This is a genomic window from Gilliamella sp. wkB178 (genome assembly GCF_001690705.1).
In the GTDB taxonomy this organism is placed as follows: Bacteria; Pseudomonadota; Gammaproteobacteria; order Enterobacterales; family Orbaceae; genus Gilliamella; species Gilliamella apicola_K.
The window spans coordinates 302852-323664 of record NZ_LZGK01000011.1; the positions used below are offsets into that span (position 1 = coordinate 302852).

The 20813-nt window shown below is 41.9% G+C and carries 18 protein-coding genes; 5 read left to right on the forward strand and 13 right to left on the reverse strand.

The window, feature by feature from the left end; genetic code table 11:
* Positions 1-44: 44 nt before the first annotated feature.
* Positions 45-932 (forward strand): pyridoxal 5'-phosphate synthase lyase subunit PdxS, encoded by an 888-nt coding sequence (pdxS, locus tag A9G13_RS02955; protein WP_065556124.1) that lies wholly within the window; start codon positions 45-47, stop codon positions 930-932.
* The gene (pdxT, locus tag A9G13_RS02960; RefSeq protein WP_065556125.1) at positions 932-1531 is read left to right on the forward strand and encodes a pyridoxal 5'-phosphate synthase glutaminase subunit PdxT; all 600 of its coding nucleotides are present in this window, start codon (positions 932-934) and stop codon (positions 1529-1531) included. The genes pdxS and pdxT overlap by 1 nt, the downstream gene beginning before the upstream one ends.
* 113 nt (positions 1532-1644) lie before the next feature.
* On the opposite strand, the gene A9G13_RS02965 is transcribed toward pdxT, so the two are convergent.
* The 7 genes from A9G13_RS02965 to A9G13_RS02995 form a co-directional block, all read right to left on the reverse strand.
* A complete protein-coding gene (locus A9G13_RS02965) occupies positions 1645-3006 on the reverse strand; it encodes an FAD-binding oxidoreductase (RefSeq protein ID WP_065556375.1) in 1362 nt (453 codons plus the stop codon).
* Between the two features lie 22 nt (positions 3007-3028).
* Positions 3029-3700 carry a methionine ABC transporter permease gene (locus A9G13_RS02970; protein WP_218059133.1) on the reverse strand — a complete coding sequence of 224 codons (672 nt, stop codon included), beginning with the start codon at positions 3698-3700 and terminating at the stop codon, positions 3029-3031.
* Positions 3700-4719 (reverse strand): methionine ABC transporter ATP-binding protein, encoded by a 1020-nt coding sequence (locus A9G13_RS02975; protein WP_065556126.1) that lies wholly within the window; start codon positions 4717-4719, stop codon positions 3700-3702. Before A9G13_RS02975 ends, A9G13_RS02970 begins: the two co-directional genes overlap by 1 nt.
* 2 nt (positions 4720-4721) lie before the next feature.
* A complete protein-coding gene (locus tag A9G13_RS02980) occupies positions 4722-5540 on the reverse strand; it encodes a MetQ/NlpA family ABC transporter substrate-binding protein (RefSeq protein ID WP_065556127.1) in 819 nt (272 codons plus the stop codon).
* Positions 5525-6700: a pyridoxal phosphate-dependent aminotransferase gene (locus A9G13_RS02985; protein WP_065556128.1), complete on the reverse strand. Its 1176-nt coding sequence runs from the start codon at positions 6698-6700 to the stop codon at positions 5525-5527. The genes A9G13_RS02980 and A9G13_RS02985 overlap by 16 nt, the downstream gene beginning before the upstream one ends.
* A gap of 771 nt (positions 6701-7471) precedes the next feature.
* Positions 7472-8878, reverse strand: coding sequence for a hypothetical protein (locus A9G13_RS02990; protein WP_065556129.1), 1407 nt, complete (start codon positions 8876-8878; stop codon positions 7472-7474).
* A gap of 1608 nt (positions 8879-10486) precedes the next feature.
* Complete coding sequence (locus A9G13_RS02995; protein ID WP_065556130.1) at positions 10487-12052, reverse strand: hypothetical protein; 1566 nt, start codon at positions 12050-12052, stop codon at positions 10487-10489.
* 8 nt (positions 12053-12060) lie between these two features.
* Between A9G13_RS02995 and A9G13_RS11145 the strand changes: the two genes are divergently transcribed.
* Positions 12061-12273: a hypothetical protein gene (locus tag A9G13_RS11145; protein ID WP_176701938.1), complete on the forward strand. Its 213-nt coding sequence runs from the start codon at positions 12061-12063 to the stop codon at positions 12271-12273.
* 232 nt (positions 12274-12505) lie between these two features.
* Here the strand turns inward: A9G13_RS11145 and A9G13_RS03000 are convergent, their stop codons facing one another.
* From A9G13_RS03000 to nlpD, 6 genes are all read right to left on the reverse strand, one after another.
* Complete coding sequence (locus A9G13_RS03000; protein ID WP_065556131.1) at positions 12506-12952, reverse strand: pyridoxamine 5'-phosphate oxidase family protein; 447 nt, start codon at positions 12950-12952, stop codon at positions 12506-12508.
* Positions 12953-12972: 20 nt separating this feature from the next.
* A complete protein-coding gene (locus tag A9G13_RS03005; protein ID WP_065556132.1) occupies positions 12973-13566 on the reverse strand; it encodes a UbiX family flavin prenyltransferase in 594 nt (197 codons plus the stop codon).
* A 14-nt stretch (positions 13567-13580) separates the two neighbouring features.
* Positions 13581-15059: a UbiD family decarboxylase gene (locus A9G13_RS03010; protein WP_065556133.1), complete on the reverse strand. Its 1479-nt coding sequence runs from the start codon at positions 15057-15059 to the stop codon at positions 13581-13583.
* Between the two features lie 426 nt (positions 15060-15485).
* Positions 15486-16055 carry a thymidine kinase gene (locus A9G13_RS03015; RefSeq protein ID WP_255307339.1) on the reverse strand — a complete coding sequence of 190 codons (570 nt, stop codon included), beginning with the start codon at positions 16053-16055 and terminating at the stop codon, positions 15486-15488.
* 113 nt (positions 16056-16168) lie between these two features.
* A complete protein-coding gene (gpmA, locus tag A9G13_RS03020; RefSeq protein ID WP_065556134.1) occupies positions 16169-16921 on the reverse strand; it encodes a 2,3-diphosphoglycerate-dependent phosphoglycerate mutase in 753 nt (250 codons plus the stop codon).
* 121 nt (positions 16922-17042) lie between these two features.
* The gene (gene nlpD, locus A9G13_RS03025) at positions 17043-18200 is read right to left on the reverse strand and encodes a murein hydrolase activator NlpD (RefSeq protein ID WP_065556135.1); all 1158 of its coding nucleotides are present in this window, start codon (positions 18198-18200) and stop codon (positions 17043-17045) included.
* A 337-nt stretch (positions 18201-18537) separates the two neighbouring features.
* Here nlpD and rsmI point away from each other — a divergent pair, with 337 nt between their 5' ends.
* A complete protein-coding gene (gene rsmI / locus A9G13_RS03030) occupies positions 18538-19365 on the forward strand; it encodes a 16S rRNA (cytidine(1402)-2'-O)-methyltransferase (protein ID WP_065556136.1) in 828 nt (275 codons plus the stop codon).
* Positions 19366-19553: 188 nt separating this feature from the next.
* Positions 19554-20645, forward strand: a complete 1092-nt coding sequence (gene ychF, locus A9G13_RS03035; protein WP_065556137.1) for a redox-regulated ATPase YchF — start codon at positions 19554-19556, stop codon at positions 20643-20645.
* The last annotated feature ends 168 nt before the right edge of the window (positions 20646-20813 follow it).

Here is a 20813-nt window from a genome sequence, read left to right on the forward strand (position 1 = left end):
AATAACCCTCGGAAACACTAACAATAATTAATTAGGAGTAAATAATGAATCAAGTTACAGGTACGCAAACGGTTAAACGCGGCATGGCGCAGATGCAAAAAGGCGGCGTGATCATGGATGTGATTAATGCCGAGCAAGCTAAAATTGCCGAACAAGCAGGCGCAGTAGCCGTGATGGCATTAGAACGAGTGCCTGCTGACATTCGTGCTGCCGGTGGTGTTGCCAGAATGGCTGACCCGACAATTGTGGAACAAGTCATGCAAGCAGTCACCATTCCGGTAATGGCCAAAGCGCGGATTGGGCATATCGTCGAAGCGCGTATTTTAGAAGCTATGGGCGTTGATTATATTGATGAAAGTGAAGTACTCACCCCGGCTGACGATCAATACCATTTGCTCAAAAATGAATTTGTGGTGCCATTTGTGTGTGGTTGTCGTGATCTAGGTGAGGCTTTGCGCCGCATTGGTGAAGGCGCCTCCATGCTGCGCACTAAAGGGGAACCGGGCACTGGCAACATAGTTGAAGCGGTGCGCCATATGCGTAAAGTAAATGAGCAAATTCGTTTGGTAACCAGTAAATCCAATGATGAATTAATGACTTTAGCCAAAGAAATCGGCGCTCCCTACGAATTAGTATTACAGGTCAAACAACTCGGTAAATTACCGGTGGTGAACTTTGCTGCCGGTGGCGTGGCGACCCCGGCCGATGCCGCCTTAATGATGCAACTTGGCGCCGATGGTGTGTTTGTGGGTTCCGGCATTTTTAAATCGCAACAACCGGAAAAATTTGCCAAGGCGATTGTACAAGCCACCACTTATTTTGATGATTATCCACGTTTAGCTGAGCTTTCTAAAGGACTAGGTGATGCTATGCAAGGGATTGAAATTAGCCAATTAACCGCATCGGAAAGAATGCAAGATCGGGGTTGGTAATGGCACAATTATCTCAGCACAAAACCACAAAAAAAATAGGGGTTTTGAATTTGCAAGGTGCGGTTAGTGAGCACCTTAATGCGCTCAACCATCTTGTTAATGTACAAGCCATTGCCGTTAAAGATGCCGCCCAATTAGCAAATTTAGCTGGTTTAGTGATCCCGGGTGGTGAATCAACCGCTATCAGTCGCTTAATTAAGCAAAACAATTTAGCCCCGGCTATCAAACAAATGGCACAGCAAGGCAAAGGCATTTTTGGTACTTGCGCCGGATTAGTGCTTTGTGGTTCATCCACGCCTGAGCATGAAGTTGAGCAACTACAGTTGATCGATATTAGTGTCGAGCGCAATGGCTTTGGGCGGCAAATTAATAGCTTTGAAACGGCTCTTGATATAAGCGCCATCGGTAAGCAAATTCCGGCGATTTTTATTCGCGCCCCTTATATTATTCAAGCGGGTGATCAAGTTAAGCAACTAGCTTTTATCGACAATCATGGGGTAATGGCACAACAAGCAAATGTGTTGGTGTGTTCGTTTCACCCGGAACTAACACCAGATAACCGCATCATTCAGTATTTTGTTGATTGCTGTTGTGGCTAATGTTCTGCTGAACTAATTGAGTGGGATTTGGTTGTTAGCATAATCTCAAGACACAGCTAACTAAACAAAAATAGTTAGTTAGCTGTTAGTTTCATCCTAAAAACCATCAGCAGTTATTTTTGAGTTACATAAACTTGATTATTAAGGATATTATTAGGATCGAACTGTTGTTTAATCAGGCGCATTAACTGCCGATTGGCCTCAGGGATAGCCGCATTAAAATATTGCACTTTAGCGGTACCAATGCCATGTTCGGCGGAAGGCAATCCCCCTAATTCGTGGCATTTCTGATAGATTGCATGGTGAATTAGCGCCAGCGCTTGCTGCCATTGGTGTTCGTCACGGCCATCACGCAATATACATAAATGAATATTGCCATCCCCGGCATGACCAAAGGCTAACATTCTGACCCCAGTATCTAATTCTAACTGCTTAGTATAATTGATAAAATCGGCAATGCGGTTAATTGGCACTACGGTATCAATCGGATCTTGTTCAGTCACCGCTTCAACAGCGCGCACTAAAGAGCCGCGTACACTCCAAATTTGCTGTGCTTGCTGCTCAGTTGCCGCAATAAAATAATCACGATCGCCTAAATTGGCCAATAATTGCTGGCGTTGCTGAGCAATCATTTGCTGATCGGCACCATCTAGCATGATAATCAAATACGCATGGGAGTCAGGCAGCGGGAATTGAAAACCCGAAAAACGTTCGCCCCATTCGGCAACTTTGCGTTCCACAAATTCCAGTGCTGTTGGCGTTAAAGTATGCAAGATGGTAGTAATACTGGCAATAGCTTGTTCAATGCTATTAAAACCCACAATTAAGGTTTCAAACACTTTCGGCTTAGCAATTAATTTCAAAGTACATTGGGTAATAATGCCTAAAGTGCCCTCGCTGCCAATAAACAGCTGCTTTAATGCCAGCCCGGTATTATCCTTAACATTCTTGCTACCAATATTTAATACCCTGCCGTCCGCCATGACCACTTCCAGCGCTTGCACATAATCACGGGTAACCCCATACTTCACCGCCCGCATGCCACCAGCATTAGTACTAATATTGCCACCGATAGTAGAATTTTTAGCCCCAGGGTCAGGCGGATAAAACAAATCGTGTTGCTCCACAAATTGTTGTAAATCCTGCAATAACACCCCTGGTTGCACAGTAATGGTAAAGGTGTCTTTATCCAGCTCAATAATCTTGTTCATCAAAGATAAATCAATAATGATGCCTTTATCCGGAATGGTGGAACCGACTAAATTAGTACCGGCGCCTCGAGTAGTAATGTTGATACCATTTTTATTGGCATATTGGGCAATTTGCGCCACTTCTTGAGTGGTTATTGGGTAGACTAATACATTGGCGTGCCCATATTTTAGTTTTAAACCATCACTCAGCTGCGCTTGCGGAATATCATTTTGCCCAATAACCCGTTTATCATCATTAATAATACTCGTAATAATCTCTATCATTGTGTTCATGTTGTGTTACCGACTATTTATAACTTCTATCAAAATGGTTAGCTAATTTATCGCCCAAAAATTGGATTAACATTACCACCATAATAAGAATGACAATACATAGAACCAGAATTTCGGTGACATAACGTTGATAACCATAACGAATCGCTAAATCACCAATGCCGCCGCCACCAACTACTCCAGCCATGGAGCTAAAACTAATCAAAGAGATAGTGGTTACCGTGGCATGGCGAATTAACTGTGCCAGTGCTTCCGGGAATAATATGCCCCAAATAATGCGCATATGGGATGCGCCACTGGCAACCGCAGCTTCAATCACCCCTTTGTCGATTTGGCTAAAGGCATTTTCCGCCAATCTGGCATAAAACGCGATCGCAGCTAAAGCTAATGGGAAGATCACCGCTTTCGGCCCTACGGTAGTGCCCACAAATAAGGCCCCTAAAGGCAACACCGTCACCATTAAAATCAAAAATGGAATCGAACGGGTAGCATTGATAATAAAATTGGCAATGCTATTAATCACAGTATTTTTAAAGAAGAATGGGCTAGACATTAAAAACAGTAACAGCCCAATCAGGGTACCAAATATAATCCCAGCTAATAAAGACCAACTAACCATGATGAAAGTTTCGTAAGCGGCCTGCCATAACATTTGTGCCATTTCAGCAATTGTCAGTTTTACCATTAATTTAGTTCCTCAATAATCACACCTTGTTGTTGTAATTTAGTAATTAGATTAAGGATATTATCGGGTTCACCAATGAGTTCAATCACTAAATTACCCAGTGCTTGTTCATTAAAATACTCAATGAAACCATGCAAAATATTAAAAGCAACCTTGGTTTCCATTGCCGCTTGGTACAAAACCGGCTGGGTAGCGTTTTCATTAACATAACGCAAACGCACTAATTTGCCTTGAGCATGTTGTTGAATAACTTCAGGTAGCTTGGTATTTTCATCAACATTAAGGAAGTTTTGGGTAAATGACTGTATTGGTCGCGCAAATAGGTTGAAAGTGTTATTAATTTCCACTATTTCGCCTTGCGACATCACTGCTACGCGATGGCAGATTTTTTTAACTACATCGATTTCATGGGTGATCAGCACAATAGTCAAACCAAATTCTTGATTAAGCTGCTTAAGCAACTCTAAAATTGCCGTGGTTGTGGTTGGATCGAGGGCACTAGTCGCTTCATCACACAGCAGTATTTTGGCTTCATTGGCTAAAGCGCGGGCAATGCCGACGCGTTGCTTTTGCCCACCACTAAGCTCGGCTGGGTAGGCATTGGCTTTATCGCTCAAGCCCACTAAGGTAAGTAACTCTTTAACCCTATTTTTAACGGCATCACCTTTTTTGCCGGCAGCTTTAAGCACAAAGGCAATATTTTCATATACAGTCTTTGATGAAGCCAGATTGAAATTTTGAAAAATCATACCGACTTGGAAGCGAAAGGCCTGCAGTTGATGGCCGCTCAGCGTTTTAATGTCGGTACCGCCAATAATAACTTGCCCGGACGAAGGATCGGCCAGGCGATTTAGCGTTCTTACCAAAGTACTTTTACCGGCGCCACTGGAACCAATAATGCCAAAAATTTCGCCTTTATTAACATCAAATGACACATTTTTGACCGCCTCAATCACATGATCTTTCGATTCAAAGCGCACCGATACATTTTTTACTTGAATAAGGGGTTTATTTTCCATAATTAAAATAATTGATAATCCGGTTTTTGGAAGGTATAAAAAATACCATTCTTGTCTTCAATCACTTGCGAAAATTCCGGTGATTTAAGCACATCAATAATATCTTTACCTAAGGTGTCTTTAGATTCGCTACGAATCGCAATCACATTTTTATGATCTTTGTCTAACGTTTCAGTATATAAGGCTTTAGACAGATCCAAACCAGCGCCAATCGCATAATTACCATTAACCACCGACAATACCGCACTATCTAATGAGCGTGGTGTTTGTGGCGCTTCAATTGGTACAATGCTTAAGTTATACGGATTTTCGACAATATTGCTAGGGGTAAGATTATTTTTATCCACGTTTGGATCTAACTTAATCAAACCGGCAGCTTGTAAAATTCTTAATGCGCGCGCTTCGTTAGTGACATCATTGGCAATAGTAACTTGGTCGCCACTTTTCAACTGTGAAAAGTCAGTAATTTTATTAGAATAAATACCGGCACCTGCGGTTGGCACAAACCCAATTGCGGTAATATCTAAATTACGTGCTTGTTTAAAATTATTAAGGTAAGTAAGGTGTTGAAATAAGTTAGCATCAATTTCTTTATTGGCTAAAGCAAGATTAGGTTGCACATAATCGCTAAATTCACGAATTTCGACTTTATAACCTTTTTTGGCTAATCCGGGAGCAATAGCTTGTTTAAACATGTCTCCATATGGGCCGGCAGCAACACCAACAATAATTTGGTTGTCTTTTTTGGCATTGTCACAACCAGTTAACAAGGTAAAAGCGGCTACCATAGCCACACTTAATGCGATTATTTTCTTAAACATGATAATTTTTCCTTAAATTTGGATAGTCTTTCTAAAGCTTGAATGAGCGTTGATTGTTGTTTAGCAAAATGGAAACGAATATAGCGATATTCCGGCTGTTTGAAAAAAGCCGAACCCGGCACGGCGGCAACACCGACTTCTTTTATTAACCATTCACAAAACTCAAAATCTGTGGCAAACGGGTTAAAGGCAGAAATATCCACTAACACATAATAAGCACCTTGCGGTTCGTAATATGGCAAGCCAATTTTATCCAAGCCTTGTAAAAATAATTGCCGTTTTGCGGTATAAGTTGCCGTTAATTGTTGGTAATAATCATCACCGAGTGCCAACCCGGCACAAGCGGCTTTTTGTAATGGCGCCGCGGCACCAACAGTTAAAAAGTCATGCACCATTTTGCAACCATCAATAATGGCTTTATCGGCAATAATATAACCCAAACGCCAACCGGTTATGGAATAGGTTTTCGACAACGAACTACAAGTTATCGTGCGCTGTTGCATGCCGGGGAAGTTGGATAAGTAAAGGTGCTGGTATGGCGCAAATACTATATGCTCATAAACTTCATCGGTAATAACATAAGCATCAAACTCAATTGCCAGTTGGCTAATATACTCAAGTTCGGCTTTACTAAACACCTTGCCACAAGGGTTGCTAGGGTTACACAAAATTAGCGCTTTCGCACCCTGCTCAAAAGCTTGTCGTAGCTGTTGTTTATCAAACTCAAATGTTGGTGGAATTAGGGGGACATAAATCGGCGTCGCATCCGACAAAATAGCATCGGCACCATAATTTTCATAAAATGGCGAAAAGATGATGACTTTATCTTTAGGATTACAAATAGTCATCACCGCACACATCATTGCCTCGGTACTACCACAAGTAACTAGCACGTTTTCATCGGGGTTGATGTCAATATTCATCAATTTTTGCTGTTTGTTGGCTAAAAGCTGGCGAAACTCTTTCGAGCCCCAAGTAATTTCATATTGATGCGGCCCCTGCTCCGCCGCTTGTTTAAGGGCATCAATCAATTCCCTTGGCGGATCAAAATCCGGGAAACCTTGCGACAAATTAATGGCGTCATATTGATTAGCAATTCTAGTCATGCGCCGAATAACAGAATCAGAAAAGTGGTCAAGTCGATTAGCGAGTTTATGCATGGTTTAAATTTTAAGTAGTTACCGAAGTTAAAAGTATAATACAAAACCACGTTTTTGCTGTTAAATAATATATTTATATATATTTATAATTTTTATTTATAACCAAGCTAACCAATATCCACACTCAAATATGTTGCCATTTTTATACGCAAACGTATACCTCTCAGGAAACATCTTGACAGTCGTTATTGTGCTTTAGTTATTTGAAGCAGTTAGGTTTCGAGCGTTTTATGCTTGGATGTTGGTTTTTATTCCCCGCTTAAGTGGTGCCGAGGGAGATAATTGGCATAGAACAGCCGGCAGGAAGCCGGGTGAGCCGTGGGCGCACAGGGAGGTGCGATACGCGGCGGTTCGTTAAGTGTCAATTAGCGAGCGAGGGTAGTCACGCAGTGACCACTACTTCCCGCGGGGTGTGGGGAGATTGTTAAGAGGGATTCACACCAATCCCTCTTAACGCCTAAGCGGCAGCGTGACCAGTCCTACAAAGCACTCCCTCGGCAAACCTCCCTGTTTGCCGTGCTAACCGCACTCAGTTGTCGGCACCATCTAACGGCCAATTTAACACCTTAACAACAAGACTATTATGAAATTAATTGGTTTTTACTTCCCGCGGGGTGTGGGGAGATTGTTAAGAGGGATTCACACCAATCCCTGTTAACGAAAAAGCGGCTCGGGTGGCCCCTGCCGCTGCAACCGTCCTTTGGTTGCTTAAACTTTATTACCCCTTATTAAACACCCGTGACTTAAGGATTAAGGACTAAGAACTAAGGACTAAGGATAGGCACAAACCCCATGGTAGGTGATGCTGTGGTTATAGCTGTCAACGATGCCGACCAAGTTGACATAGAACCGGTATGAACCGTTGCTGTCACTTGTCCAGAAGTAGTCACTGACGAAGCCGGCAGCGGTATAAGAGTACATGAAGCCCCATTCGGTGAACAAACCAGCACCAATATTACGTTGGTAATAATTAACAGTTGATGAAGGCGTGGCGCCCACTGCTCCTTGGCACCTCCAGCCATCAGCTATTGCTTGACTTGTACACACCGCGTTAGTTAAGTCTTTGACCTGAGGCAGACGGTAACCACCACCTAAACTACTACACCAGGATGAGGTGTTAGCATAATTAGCATATTTCTCTCCGCGGTTGACGAACCAATGCTGTAACTTAAAACCATATTTTAATACCTCGTTATTACTACTATCTTTACCTATTAACACGAATGTCTGTGGCAAGGTAGGAGTTGCGATACTACCCGGTGTGGCTGAACTTTGTTGGGATGCTGTTGCCGCCGGACCAGTGAGGGTGACGCGGATATTATTAGCATTATCGGGGGATGGCGTCATGGTAGCAGTAATACCTCCTTGGCTGACTGTTGGCCATGTCAATGCTGAACCATTCACACCACCTATGTCTAAATCAAAATACAGCTTATTTGCCCCGGTAGTCGGGAAGTTACGACTGTAACCTGATGACTCAGTGGATTGCACCAGAAAGCCTTTAGTTGGACTCCAGATAGTGGCGGGGCCGGCGAAGTTCCATCCTAAGAAACCCCCACCTGGCTCATTATTTGAACCAAATTGCAGACTCGGCCTAGCATAACAGATTTTAGGTGGCGCTTTAGGACTGATATAATAAGTGGCAGTACCTCCGCTGAAACTACTACTATTAGGCAGCCCATACTGGGTGGTTAAACTACCAGCTGTACTGGTTAATTCTACTTTATAAGGCGCTTTACATAAATCTAAGGTAGCACTACGACTCACTGCTTGATTGTCTTTATCGGTAATGCTCACGCTTAAATTACCGGTAGCGGTAACACCATTAGTACCCTGACCATCACCATCATCATCGCCCCAGTAATTATACGGGGCACCAATTAGAGCGTTTAAAGTGATTGAATCGGTAGTGGTAGGCACCAGCATACCAATATCGGTAAAGCGCTGATTGGCTACCGGCAGCACTATGGGGTTGGCTGCGGTTGATGTATTATCCGGTGTGTAGGTGGTTTGAGTAGTACCGTCGGAGATGGTAATACCTAACAGACCCTCCGTAGTCGTAACCTTAGTTACCCCATTATCAAAGGTTAAATATGGCTCAGTACCATGGATTACCTGGGCGGTAGTGGCGGACAACGCTTGGGTAGTAGTAACATACGGCAACAATAGCCACGGCATTAAGGCTAAACAACGCTTTAAGTTAGAACCTAAACGTGCTTGGCGCTTAATTAGTGATAATGGCGGTAACTGCTGATTTGGGTAATTGGATTGCCGACGGCACGGAGCTAAATCGGGGATTAAATCGCGGACTAAATTATCACTTCGGTGAAATGAGTTAACTACAGTGTGTTGTGATAGATTTTGGACGTAAAGCTGCCAGTGCTTGTGTCTTGTGTCTTGTGTCTTCCAGTATAAGGCATGATGAAGATTCCGTCAAGTAATTTTATGTTTTATTTACACTTTTTCCATTTGAGTGCGCGAAAATTAACCTCCGCACCACTCATCGTTAAAAGTATAACGCCTTGATAAATTTTAACTACTATTTTATTGAGTTTATTTGTAAAGAATAGTAAAGATGAAGGGATTTGCTTTATTTTTGAGCTGGGTTTGGGGCTGGGGCTGGGTTTGGGGCTGATTTTTATACTGAAACGTATACCTCTCAGGAAACATCTTGACAGGTGTTATTGGGTTTTACTAATTATAGTCCGTTAGGTTTCGAGCGTTTTATAGTTAGGTGATTATTTTAATTGCGGTGCCGACGCTCGAGTAAGGGAATTTTAACGCGAAAATTCCCTTACAACCCAAACGCGGGCCTGCAGATGGTGGTCTACGACTGCCCTCCGCCTTCGCTTGGTCTTAACGCCCTCAGTTGTCGGCACCATCCAACGGCCAATTTAACACCTAAAACCCTATCATCTAAATGAATTAATACCCTAACCTATTACAGAATTGGTGTTGCTGAATGCTGTTGGTTTTTATTCCCCCGCTTAAGTGGTGCCGAGGGAGGTAATTGGCATAGAACAACCGGCAGGAAGCCGGATGAGCCGTGGGCGCACAGGGAGGTGCGATACGCGGCGGTTCGTTAAGTGCCAATTAGCGAGCGAGGGCAGTCACGCAGTGACCACTACTTCCCGCGGGGTGTGGGGAGATTGTTAAGAGGGATTCACACCAATCCCTCTTAACGAAAAAGCGGCAGCGTGACCAGTCCTACAAAGCACTCCCTCGGCAAACCTCCCTGTTTGCCGTGCTAACCGCCCTCAGTTGTCGGCACCATCCAACGGCCAATTGAACACCTAAAAACCCATTATCTAAATGACTTAATACCCTAACCTATTAATTACTTGGTATTGCTGAATGCTATTGGTTTTTATTCCCCCGCTTAAGTGGTGCCGAGGGAGGTAATTGGCATAGAACAGCCGGCAGGAAGCCGGGTGAGTCGTGGGCGCACAGGGAGGTGCGATACGCGGCGGTTCGTTAAGTGCCAATTAGTGAGCGAGGGTAGTCACGCAGTGACCACTACTTCCCGCGGGGTGTGGGGAGATTGTTAAGAGGGATTCACACCAATCCCTCTTAACGCCTAAGCGGCAGCGTGACTGATTAGCTGATTTTTATACTGAAACATACCCCTCTCAGGAAACATCTTAACAAACATAAAAATGCCAGCACGATGGCTGGCATTTTTAAAAAGCGGCTCGGGTTGCCCCTGCCGCTGCAACCGTCCTTTGGTTGCTTAAACTTTATTACCCCTTATTAAACACCCGTGACTTAAGGATTAAGGACTAAGAACTAAGGATAGGCACAAACCCCACTGCCGCTGCTGCCGGGGTTGAAGCTGCTAACGGAGCCGTTGTGCGAGTAGACAAAGAACTGGAATGAACCGCTGCTGTCACTTGTCCAGTGGTAGTCGATGACGAAGCCGGCAGCGGTATAACCGTTCATGTAGCCCCATTCGGTAAACAAACCCGCACCAATATTACGTTGGTAATAATTAACAGTTGATGACGGCGTGGCGCCCACTGCTCCTTGGCACCAAGAGCCTGAATTAGTTCCCGAACACACCGCGTTTGTTAAGTCTTTGACCTTTGGTAGACGGTAACCGCCGCCTAAACTACTACACCAGGATGATTGGTTAGGAGCAGAATCATATTTATTTCCGCGGTTGACGAACCATTGCTGTAACTTAAAACCATATTTTAATACCTCGTTATTACTACTATCTTTACCGACTAACACGAATGTCTGTGGCAACGCGGGTCTAGCAATTCTACCCGGTATGGTTGATTGTTGTTGGGCTGCTGTTGCCACCGGGCCAGTGAGGGTGACGCGGATGTTATTAGCATTATCGGGGGATGGCGTCATGGTAGCGGTAATACCACCTTGGCTGATTGTTGGCCATGTCAATGCTGAACCTTTAACACCACCTATGTCTAAATCAAAATACAGATTATTAGCCCCGGTAGTCGGGAAGTTACGACTGTAACCTGATGACTCAGTGGATTGCACCAGGAAGCCTTTATCTGGGTTCCAGATAGTGTCGGGGCCGGCGTAGTCGCCGGTGCCATAGTTAAGATTAGGCCGGGCGTAACAGATTGTAGGTACGGCTTTAGGACTGATATAATAGGTAGCAGTACCACCGCTGAAACTACTACTATTAGGCAGCCCATACTGGGTGGTTAAACTACCCGCTGTACTGGTTAATACCACTTTATAAGGTGCTTTACATAAATCTAAGCTGGCACTACGACTCACTACTTGATTGTTTTTATCGGTAATACTCACGCTTAAATTACCGCTAGCAGTAACACCATTAGCACCCTGACCATCACCATCATCATCACCCCAATAATTATAGGGTGCGCCAATTAGAGCGTTTAAGGTGATGGAATTGGTATTGGTAGGCACCAACATACCAATATCGGTAAAGCGCTGATTGGCTACCGGCAGCACTATTGGGTTGGCTGCAGTTGAAGTATTATGGCTCGGGGTGTAGGTGGTTTGAGTAGTACCGTCGGAGATGGTAATACCTAACAGACCATCCGTAGTCGTGACCTTAGTTACCCCATTATCAAAGGTTAAATATGGCTCAGTACCATGGATTACCTGGGCGGTAGTAGCGGACAACGCTTGGGTAGTAGTAGCATACGGCAACAATAGCAACGGCATTAAGGCTAAACAACGCTTTATACTAAAAGCTAAACGCGGCGGGCGCTTAATTGGCAATGATGGCGATAATTGCCGATTTGGCGGTAATGATTGTAGTAGCCGTAATGGTATTATTGAAGATAATTGCTGATTGAGGCGACCGGGTTGCCGATTATGCCGACGGCACGGGGCTAAATTAGCTTCCAGCACCTTCCCTAATGTGGGTATGCACGCATACTTTAATTTGGGCGCTGACGCCAAGGCTAAATCGGGGATTAAATCGGGGATTAAATCGGGGACTAAATTATCACTTCGGTGAAATGAGTCAGCTACAGTGTGTTGAGATAGATTTTGGGCATAAAGCTGCCAGGGCTTGTGGCTTGTGGCTTGTGGCTTACAGTGTAAGACATAACGATGATTCCGTCAAGTAATTTTATGTTTTATTTACATTTTTCCTATTCAAGTGCGCGGAAATTAACCTCCCGTACAACTCTGTGCTAAAAGTATAACGCCTTGATAAAATTTAACTACTATTTTATTGAGTTTATTTGTAAAGAATAGTAAAGATGAAGGAATTGGCTTTATTTTTAAGCTAGGTTTGGGCTGGTTTTTATACTGAAACGTACCCCTCTCAGGAAACATCTTGACAAACGTTATGGTGCTTTAATTATCTAAATCCCCCCTATCCCTTTGCCAGTACGTTTTATGGGCAAAGCCGATAAGGTTGTTGGTCATTTTAATTTGTTGTAATTGCAATGACCAAATGGGGGCTTTTATAATTCTGGCAAATGGAAAGGCTTGATAATAAAGTTGATAAGCGCAGTCGGCGGCTTGACCGGTCAGTTGACTGGCTATTGCTTGAAATTGGACGCCTTGAATTTGTGCTACAGATTTGGGCGTAAGGCAAATAGTCCCCGCCACCATGGGGTTATTTAGCATCGCTTTTGCGTGTACGGTTTTTAATTCTGATAGTAAATATAAATTTAGCAAATCTTGGTCAAATACATAAAAAGCATTACATGCCCACGGCTGCTGATCAGGTAATATTACACTTAGCGAAAGTACATGCTGTTGTTGTATAAATTTGCTGATTTTAGGGTTTAGTTGCATATATATTTTTTTGCCAATAGCTACACAGGTTTACGGTGCAAATGCAAGTCTTCACCCCAACGTGGTAGTGACGGAATATCAATATCAAATAGATCTAATGCCCGAGCCACACTATGGGTGATCATGTCATCAATAGTTTCAATGTGTTGATAGAGGGCGGGCACCGGCGGAAAGACGATACCACCCATTAAGGTTACCGTTTGCATATTTTTTATGTGGACTAAATTTAGTGGTGCTTCGCGCACCATTAACACCAAGCGTCGCCGCTCTTTTAACACTACATCCGCAGCGCGAGTTAATAAATTATCGGCTAAGCCATTGGCAATGGCGGCTAATGATCGCATCGAGCATGGCGCAATCAGCATGCCCATGGTTTTAAATGAGCCACTGGCAATGGCTGCGCCAATGTTGTTAACGGAATAGACTTTATCTGCGAGTGCTTCAATTTGTGCCAGGTTGAGGTTGGGCACTTCGTAAGATCCGGTTAATTGTGCCGCTTTAGAAATCACCAAATGTGTTTCAATGTCTAATGGTTGCAATAATTCCAAGGCTTTAATGCCATAAGCAAAACCGGTTGCACCACTAATACCAATTATGATCCGTTGCTGGGCCATGTTGATTCCTATTGTTATTTGAAGTCCGGAAGAAAACGTTTTACGTCAACTTCTTTAAAACGTGCGCGAGTAAATTGTTCTTTTAAATTAAAAGGCACGGTGCAATCAAAAATCACTTTGGCCGAGCTTCCAAATTGCCTGATTAATGGGCTATATTCCGGGCGCTGTGATGGATCGAGTGGGTGGCACCTTACTCCTGAAATGGTTGAAATATCGATATCGCCCTGAAATCGAGTATTCATAGCCCAAAGTACATCATCGGTATCGTAAATATCAACATCTTCATCTACCAAGATTACATGTTTTAATTCTGAAAAAGCAGCAAATGCCAAAATCGCAGCCTGTTTATGCTTGCCTTCATCAGAAGGAACCGATTTTTTAAATTGTAGTATGGCTAAATATTTGCCCCCACCTGAGCGATGAGCGTAAACATTTAGTAGCTTACCTGGCATAGCAGCTTCGACCATCTGTAAAATACTGGCTTCGGTCGGAATCCCTGCCATATTGACATGCTCCTCACTTGGTCCAATACAGGTTTGATAAATTGGATTGGTACGGTAAGTAACTGCTTTAACTTTGATTACTGGCAATGACTTATTAGCTGGTCCGGTATAACCCGGGAATTCCGGCATGGCTTTACCGGTATGCGAGTTTTGGTCTTCGGCTACCCTTACATTAGGTAAAATTTCACCTTCTATAACCACTTCCGCATTGGCAATAGCTTTGGCATTAACAGTCAAGCAATCAACTAATTCAACAGCCCTACCGCGAATGCCACCGGCAATGGATAATTCGTCAAAACCGAGTGGTGTAGTTGGTGGTTCAAAACAGGCAGAAACTTCAATCACTGGATCAACGCCAATACTGATTGAAACCGGTAAGGGTTTACCCATTTTTTCGGCTTTTTCTCGAAACACATCTATGTGGCGCCCGGGAACAAAATAAATCGAAATTTCATCTTTGCTTTGGTAACACATTCGGTGAATGGTTACGTCGCTTTCACCGGTTTCGGGGTCACTAGCATATAACATGCCAAGAGTAATATAAGGACCAGCATCTTCTTCGGTATTCGTTGGTGCTGGGACTAATTTACGGATATCAAAATTTGGATCGCTAGCTTTATGGACAACTTCCTGACAAACAGCTTGTTCACGAGCAATAGTAATAGGTGAGATTGGATTATTAATGGCATCTTTTAATAAAAAGGCTAATCTATTCGGCTTACAACCAAATAAATGGGCAACTCGCTCACGCGAAGCCAATAAGCCAATTAGTACCTTAAATTCATCAAAACCTTGTACTTTATTAAAAATCATTGCCGGACCGATTCTGGTGGGCCTTTTTACGGTTCCCCCCGCCCCTACATAGCGATAAACCCCTGCTAATTCAGCCATTGGGTTGACAGGAGTATCAGTGGTAACTAATTGACCGGGAATTTGCTCAAGTTGTTTGATTGCATCACGTAAATCAAATGAGCCTGTCGGATTTGCCATACTAACACCTACTTTTTATATAATACTGATAACTTACAACTTGCAGCCATAAACCAAGTTGAACCTAATGGTTATTAATTTCAAAAGCTGATTTTAAATAAACCAATTGTTGTAATAATACTGTGATAAATAACAGCTTTCAAGCAAACTTAATCACTCTAACTAAAGTCGTGATTAGATCTGTTTTTATTTAACTTTAGTAAATAAACGTCTAAAAAATTAAACCAGAATAGTATTTATTGGCATAACCATGCAAAGATTTATGGTTAAAAATAATAACGAGTTACTGCTAACGGCTTGGTTAGCAGTAAACCAAAGTATGTTGTTATATTTTGGCAAATTAATTAAGTTGCAATCTGCAATAATTAATAACTATGGAGATGATCACCGCAAATACCATAAACCCTATTTTAACGTTTAATGTTTTTAACTATCAGCGCTGATTTTGCCCTCTTTCCAATGTTTACGGCAAACCGAGTGATATTCACTATCGCCGATATGAATGGGGTTACCTGATTTAACAATCTTGCCATCTGGCCCTTGCAATAAGTTCATGGTGGCTTTTCTGCCACACCAGCAAACAGTTTTTAGTTCCCTAAAATTATCAGCAAGTTCTAATAACGTTTTAGACGCGGCAAATAAGTGCCCCATGTAATCAGTTTTTAAGCCAAAAAACATGATTGGCACGTCATAATCATCACAAGCATCTGACAATTTCCAGACAGTATTTTTAGTTAGAAAATGGCTTTCATCGACAAGTACACAGGCATAATTATTTTGTTTAATATGGTCGATGATCGCATCCACGCTGTCGTCATCTAATAACATCGCCTTTTTGCGTAAACCTAAGCGCGAAACTATTTCGACATCAGAGTCACGCGTGTCCACAGAAGATTTAAGTAATAAGGTTTGCATATTATTTCTTAAATAATTATGGTCGATTTGTAATAATTCGGTGGATTTTCCGGCATTCATAACCGCGTAGATAAAATACATTTTAGACACAATAAGATTCTCAAAAATAAAACAATGTAGATATAAAAATTTAATGGCAATCATAAAAAAAGGTAAGTTAACTAACCTACCTTTTTTTACCACTTAAAAGTTGGTTATTTGGCTTTACCTTGGTTGGCAACAGCGGCTTGTTTAGCGGCTATTTCATCGGCATTACCTAGGTAATAATGTTTGATCACTTTCATGTTGTCATCAAATTCATACACTAATGGCACCCCAGTTGGGATGTTTAATTCGATAATGTCGTCATCGCTGATATTATCTAGATGTTTAACTAAAGCACGTAATGAGTTACCGTGAGCGGCAATAATAACGCGTTCACCTTTAGCAACTCGTGGCGCAATAGTTGATTGCCAGTAAGGAAGCACTCGTTTGATAGTTAATGCTAAACTTTCTGTTAGTGGTAATTCTGATTCCGGTAAATTACTATAACGAGAATCATGACCCGGGAAGCGTTCATCAGATTTTTCTAACGCTGGTGGGGTAATAGCAAAGCCACGGCGCCATAATTTAACTTGTTCATCGCCATATTTGGCAGCAGTTTCGGCTTTATTTAAACCTTGTAAGGCACCATAGTGGCGTTCGTTTAACTTCCAACATTTTTCAACTGGTAACCATGCTTGATCGACTTCATCTAATACATGCCATAAAGTATGAATAGCGCGTTTTAAAACTGATGTATAAGCAAAATCGAATTGGAAACCTTCTTGTTTTAGTAATTTACCCGCTTCTGCGGCTTCTTTATTACCTTTGTCGGAAAGATCAACGTCGGTCCAACCACAAAAACGATTTTCTTGATTCCAAACACTTTCGCCATGTCGAATCAAAACTAATTTTTTTACTGCCATGAATATAACTCCTTTGTTACGTAGAATAAAACTGGTCAATATATTTTAGCATAACAATGCACGGTAAATTAGCCGTGCATTGTTGGTTGTTTGGCGCACATTAACTGGCACCAAACTGTTATTAATTGGATAAGTATTTTAACGGATCGACTGACTGCGCTTTGTAACGAATTTCAAAATGCAATCTTACTGATGAAGTACCAGTAGCACCCATAGTGGCGATTTGTTCACCGGCGCGCACTGATTGTTGCTCTTTAACTAAAATTGATTGGTTATGAGCATAAGCAGTTAAATAGTCGTCATTATGTTTGATGATGATTAAATTACCATAACCCGGTAACGCATTACCTGAGTACACTACGCGGCCATCGGCTGCCGCCATAACTTTGTCACCTAATGAACCGGAAATATCAATACCTTTGCTAGCGTTAGAGAATTTTTCAATAATCTTACCTTTAGCTGGCCACTGCCAAGAAATACTAGCGGAGTTAGAAACTCGTGGTGTTTCCGGAATTGGGGTTATTTTGGTGGTTTCCGCAACAGATTCATCAACTGGTTCGGTTACAGTTTCGGTTGTTTGCGTAGTTTTTGGTGGTTGCGATTTACTCGAAGTCGTTGTAGTAGTTGTTGTGGTCGTAGTCATTACCGGTTTAACATGTGTTTGCGCTGTTGTGCTAGTGGCTGTTGATGTGGCTGCCGGAGTTGTTGTGGTAGAGGTAGACTCGCTGCTAGAACTTTTAACTGCAGCTGCATGCCCTGTAGTAGTCTTTTCGGTGACAACTACTGTGGTACCACCACTTACATCCAAGACTTGACCAACATTAACTGCATAAGGTTCTTTGATATTATTTTTTGCAGCTAATGAGCGATAATCGTTGCCAGTTACCCAAGCTATATAATATAAGGTGTCTCCACGTTTGACCGTATAAGTGTCACCTTGATAACCCCCTTTAGGGATTTCACCATAATTACGGTTATATACATTATGTTCTTTAGTGGTTACTGAATTGTTATTATTGCTGCTTGCGGCAGTAACCGGTGCGGAACTAGCCGCTGCTGTAGGAGCAGTAGCTGTGTTTGATGATGTTTGTGGTGCTGAATATACTGCTGGGGAAGTACTGATCTTAGCGCCAGTTGAGATATTAGCTGGTGGTTTAGCGTAAACTGTTGATGTTGAACCACCTGATGAATCTGAAATATCTTCAATTTCGGCCGAATCAGTTTGAGTACAAGCTGTAATCATTAAACTTAAACAACTCAATGCAAGAATTTTTTTCAAAGCAACACCTTTATATTAGTAATTATTTCCCTGACGCACATTTTATCGCTTTTACAATAAAAAGCTATTATATTGATTATTTATATACTAAATCAATATAATTACGCTGGAAATGCGTTATTCCCTGTGCGAGTTTTCATGTTTTTAATAGATTCAGATTAATTATATTAGTTAGCTATAATTAAACGGCATCTGCTACCTTTATCCCTTATTAAAATCGCTTTACTGATGAATATAAGCACCCTTCATCAGAATTGATTTTGAATGTAGAAAGTATATACAATAAAATAGTTCACCGTATAGTATATTTTATAAAAATTTAATGTGATTAAAAATAATGACTTTATATATTGTTGCCACCCCCATCGGTAATCTTGATGATATTACGCTTAGAGCGATTAATACACTGAAAAATGTCGATCTTATTGCTGCTGAAGATACTCGCCATAGTGGCTTGTTATTACAACATTTAGGCATTAAAGCTAAGCTGTTTGCCTTGCATGATCATAATGAGCAAGAAAAATCGCAAATCTTGATTGACAAACTGAAAGCCGGATTGTCAATTGCACTAATTTCGGATGCCGGAACACCGTTGATCAATGACCCCGGTTATCACCTTGTTAAAGCTTGCCGTGACAACCAAATTGACGTGGTGCCAATCCCCGGAGCGTGTGCTGCAATTACGGCATTATCAGTGGCGGGGCTGCCTTCGGATAAATTCATTTATGAGGGCTTTTTGCCGGCTAAAAGCAAAGCCCGCCAAGACAGCTTAGCTAAATTAGTTCATGAAACTCGCACCATGATATTTTATGAATCCACCCATCGGTTAATGGATACTCTTGATGATATGCAGGCGATTTTTGGTGCTGACAAGCAAATAGTTCTTGCTAAGGAACTGACCAAAACGTGGGAAACCATTATCAACTTGTGCGTAAGTGATTTAATTGCCTGGTTAAATGAAGACCTTAATCGACAAAAAGGTGAGTTTGTGTTAATTGTTGAAGGCCACAATAAAACCGAGAATGATGTTGAGCCGGAAGTAATTAATACCCTTAAATTGCTGCAACAAGAGTTGCCACTTAAAAAAGCCGCGGCCATAACCGCCGAGATTTATGGGCTTAAAAAAAATCAACTGTACCAATTCGGTCTGACGTTAACCAAGTAATTAGGCGCTGAGCTTTAAGTTATTTGATTTACTATTGCGCTTAATGTGAGTTTTGAATGTAGCAATATATTAGTGCCCTGCCCAAGCAAAATTAAGCCGTCGGTAACAACATTGGCACAAATAGCTAGATTTAGTATATAATCAGCGTTTATTTTTTATGACATTTTATTTGAAAGGTAACAAACAATATGGGATTTAAATGTGGGATCGTCGGACTACCTAACGTTGGAAAATCGACACTTTTTAATGCGCTGACCAAAGCAGGCATTGAGGCGGCTAACTTTCCGTTTTGCACTATCGAACCGAATACTGGTGTGGTACCTATGCCAGATCCACGTTTAGATCAGCTTGCTGCGATTGTCAAACCGCAACGAATTTTACCCACTACCATGGAATTTGTTGATATTGCCGGTTTAGTTAAGGGGGCCTCCAAAGGTGAAGGCTTAGGTAACCAATTTTTAGCCAATATCCGTGAAACCGAAGCCATTGGCCATGTGGTGCGTTGTTTTGAAAATGACAATATTATTCATGTCGCCGGTAAAATCGATCCGGCGGAAGATATTGAAATTATCAATACTGAATTAGCCCTTGCTGATCTTGAGGCCTGTGAACGCGCCATGACTCGCGTGCAAAAAAGAGCCAAAGGCGGTGATAAAGAGGCTAAGTTTGAGTTAGAAATTCTGGAAAAATGCTTGCCACATTTGGAACAAGGTAAAAAGTTATTGTTATTAGATCTTAGCAAAGAGGAATTAGAAGCAATTAAATACCTCAGCTTTTTAACTTTGAAACCAACCATGTACATTGCTAATGTTAATGAAGATGGCTTTGAAAATAATCCTTATCTGGACAAAGTTAAAGCGATTGCCGAGCAAGAAAAATCGGTTGTAGTGCCCGTGTGTGCGGCTATTGAAGCGGAATTAGCGGAACTTGATGATGCCGATCGTGACGAATTTATGCAAGATTTAGGCTTGACCGAACCGGGATTAAACCGGGTTATTCGCGCTGGCTATAGTTTATTAAATCTACAAACTTATTTTACCGCTGGCGTTAAAGAAGTTAGAGCATGGACGATTTCGATTGGTGATACTGCCCCGCAAGCCGCTGGCAAAATTCATACCGACTTTGAAAAAGGCTTTATCCGTGCCCAAACCATTGCTTTTGATGATTTTATCAAATATGGTGGTGAACAAGGTGCTAAAGAAGCTGGCAAAATGCGATCTGAAGGTAAAGACTATATCGTTCAAGATGGCGACATTATGAACTTTTTATTTAATGTGTAATTAATAAGTAAGCTACGTCGCTTTTACGCGACGTAATTTTATGGTGTTACTATAATGAGTTTTAACAACTGTAATTTTTAATAAAATCTATCCTTCCTTTAGCATATAATTAGTCCTAAACTTATTGATACACAATCAATAATCATGATTTGATAGTTAAAAACGAGG